This window comes from Argonema antarcticum A004/B2 (assembly GCF_023333585.1).
Lineage (GTDB): Bacteria > Cyanobacteriota > Cyanobacteriia > Cyanobacteriales > Aerosakkonemataceae > Argonema > Argonema antarcticum.
Genome location: NZ_JAIQZN010000170.1, coordinates 1 through 3471 on the forward strand (window position 1 = coordinate 1; position 3471 = coordinate 3471).

Below are 3471 nucleotides of genomic sequence, written 5' to 3' on the forward strand. Positions count from 1 at the left end.
CGGTGGAGCCGACTGCTGAATTCGGTACTGCTGGGATGTTCCACCAGGTGAGGATTGCTGAATTCGGTTCGGCTGGACTCGGACTGGTGGAGCGGGGGGAGGAGTGGGCGCAGTAGGAGGGGTCGTTTGTCTGTAAATGGGATAGGATGGCTGGACTGGGTTAATCGCGCCTGGAAGTGGAGCTCCGGGCTGGATTCGGATCGGTCGGCTTCTGCGGTTCTGGGCTTCTTCACTCTGTTCTATGTCGCGACGGACTCGCGAAAGCGAGCTTCCTGATGCTAACTGATTAGTCCAAGTCCGTATTCCGCGTGAATCGGCATCGCGCCCCAAAATTTCTCGATAAATCTGGTTAACGGCGGCTTGAGCTTCGGCGCTGCGAGCAATTTCATTGCGGACATCACGGAGCGATCGGCCCCTTGAGATCTCGTTAGTCCAAGTTCGCAAGCCACTATAATCGGGTTCGCGGCCTAGAACTTCCCGATAAATCTGCCTAATATCGTTTTCTCTGTAACGATAATCGCGATCGTTGTAGTTGCTATCGCTATAGTTGCGATCGTTGTAGTTGCGATCGTTGTAGTTGCGATCGTTGTAGTTGCGATCGTTGTAATTGCGATCGTCCCGCTGATTCTCGTACCCATACACTCCACTCAGGTACACATTATCCAGATACGCATTTCCCAGGTACGCACCATCCAGGTAAGCATTTTCCAGATTCGCATTCCGCAGATTGGCATTATCCAGATTGGCATTTCTGATGTTAGCCCCTCTCAATCTAGCGCTGGTGAAATCGACACCCCTCAAATCAGCACCCCGGAGGTCAGCCTCCTCCAGATTAGCACTCCTCAAGTTAGCACCTTGGAGGTCAGCATTCTGGAGGTCAGCATTCTGGAGGTCAGCATTCTGGAGGTCAGCATTCCTCAAATTGGCACTTCTGAGGTCACATCTGCGACACTCATTAGTATCCAGTAGCCGTCTGAGGTGATCGCGATTTGCCGCGTGCAAAGGAGCTGCTACGCCAAAAGTCAGGATTAATGCGGTAGTTACAAGAATTCCCAGTTTCATTTTATGCACCTCAAATCATTGGTATGTTTTTTAATGAGAGAATTTAATTCGCTTTATGAGCCTATCAACCACATATCATATCTATGTTTTGGGAGAGTCAGCCAGTAAGGGCTCTCTTGCTAGGGGCGAGCCTTGAGGGAAGAGGGAAAAGCTTACGACTATCGGGGATTATGAACCAGAGGTAAGAGTTGGAGTTGCCCTAACCGACGAGAGCGGTTGCTATATCAAACCCGATCTAACAAAAATAGAAAAGGGCGGATAGACAATCGAGTTAAAAACCATCATGAAACTTAGAACGATGGCCTGGGCAACTGTTTGCACTTTACTGTTTTCTTTATCTCTATCATTTGCAGCAGGATCGGACGAAGCAGAGCAACCGTGTCAAGCTTCTTTAGATACCAGCAATGGAAGTGACAACGAGGAAAACAACTGTCCGATAACCGTGGGGAAGTTTTCGATTCGGGGAACCTTTTCCAACTCGAATTGGCAGGCTTCTTTTTGGGCATGGGAACCTGCTTATTACATCCTCTACGTTAAAAACCAGCAAGATGGTAGTACGATTAACCTAACAGGTTTCAAGGTCACGGGTACGACGAGCCGACCGCAATACCGATTCACCGATCCAGACCGGGACGTTACCTATATTGTAACTTTCCGATATTCAGACTCCGACACGATCCGATTGGAAATTTATCAAAAAGACCGGGCGAGCGTAAATGAATTGCTCGCACGCGAATCAGACAAACTCATCGGGGGGCCTTGATGGAAATTTGCTCGATCGCGATCGCACCTGACACTATGCCTACGGCACGCTGACGCGATCGCACTTTTTTCAACATCACCGGAAAAGATCGATCGCTCTAGCCCCTAGCCCCTTCTTATGAAATTACATCACCTTAAATTCTGGTTAGCTCAAGTCAGTACGCTGTTTTTTCTGCTCACCTGCAAACCAACTCCAGCACAAATCGTCCCAGATAGCACACTTCCAGTCAATTCGATCGCTACCCCAGTCGGCAATATCACCACCATCACCGGAGGAACCCAAGCCGGAACCAATCTATTTCACAGCTTTGGGGAATTTTCCATCCCTACCGACAATACAGCTTTTTTCAATAACGCTCTTGATATCCAGAACATTATCAGCCGCGTCACAGGTGGCTCTATTTCTAATATTGATGGATTGATTAAAGCCAATGGCACAGCCAACTTATTTTTACTTAATCCAAATGGGATTATTTTTGGGTTGAATGCCAAACTGAACATTGGCGGTTCGTTTCTAGCTTCCACGGCAAATAGCCTTAACTTTGCCGATGGAACTCAATTTAGTGCCAAAAATCCGCAAACGACGCCTTTGCTAACGGTAAGCGTACCCATTGGTTTGCAATTGAGCGGTAACACGGGAAAAATTACCGTCCAGGGGTCGTCCATACAGGTGCCGCCTGAAAGAACTCTGACGCTGGTAGGTAGCGATATAACCTTAACAGGCAGCAATTTAACTGCACAGAGAGGACGAATTGAACTGGTGTCATTGATTAGCGGTAATTGGTCTTTAATTAATAGCCCAGCACAAATAACCGATAACGAAGGAATTTCGACAGAATATGGAGATATTCAACTTTCCCAGCAGGCAGTAGTCGATGCCAGCGGTTTGGGAGGCGGTAACATCCAAGTGCGGGGTAGGAGAATTAGCCTTACTGATGGTTCCCAAATTAGGGCAAATACCCAGGGCGCTGAATTGGCAGGAAATGTGAGCGTTCGGGCAAGCGATACTGTGGAATTGATTGGTGTGGGAAATGTCGCCCAACAAGAAGAAAATATAGTACAGCCCAGTGCCATATCTACAGAGACAACAGGTGCTGGAAATGCTGGCAATTTGGAGATTGTGACCGGACGATTGATTGTCCGCGATGGATCTCAGGTATCTGCTTCTACATCTGGAACTGGCAATGGGGGAAGTTTGAGGGTTACTGCCAATGATATAGAATTGAGCGATCGATCGCCTGACGGCAGTATTCCCAGCGGTATATTGGCTAGAGTCGAACGCGGCGCGACGGGAAATGCAGGCGATGCAAACGTCGTGACAGACAACTTGCGCGTTGTCGATGGGGCAAGATTGACAGCGGGTTCTCTCGGACAGGGAAATGCGGGGTCTTTAACCGTACAAGCTGAGATGATCGAAATAACTGGGGTGGGCACAAACGTTGATGGTACTTCCAACCCAGCCCAAGTATCAACCTCCACTTCCGGGTCTGGCAAGGGCGGCAATTTGCAGATTTCAACTAACTTCTTAGTGACTCGTTCTGGAGGTCAAGTAGCGGCTTCCACATATACAGATGGGGATGGCGGAATTTTAACTATTAATGCTAATGACATAGAATTGAGCGGTCGATCGCCTGATGGTACTATTCC

Annotated in this window: 3 protein-coding genes; 2 read left to right on the forward strand and 1 reads right to left on the reverse strand. The window is 48.3% G+C overall.

What is annotated here, in order from left to right; translation table 11 throughout:
* Positions 1–1062, reverse strand: a 1062-nt coding sequence (locus LAY57_RS34240; protein ID WP_249071722.1) for a pentapeptide repeat-containing protein, incomplete at its 3' end; no start/stop codon positions are given.
* A gap of 283 nt (positions 1063–1345) precedes the next feature.
* Here LAY57_RS34240 and LAY57_RS34245 point away from each other — a divergent pair.
* Both LAY57_RS34245 and LAY57_RS34250 read left to right on the forward strand, forming a co-directional pair.
* Entirely contained in the window at positions 1346–1825 is a 480-nt protein-coding gene (locus tag LAY57_RS34245) for a hypothetical protein (protein ID WP_249071725.1), read from the forward strand.
* Positions 1826–1942: 117 nt separating this feature from the next.
* The coding region (locus LAY57_RS34250; RefSeq protein WP_249071727.1) for a two-partner secretion domain-containing protein at positions 1943–3471 on the forward strand (1529 nt) is incomplete at its 3' end.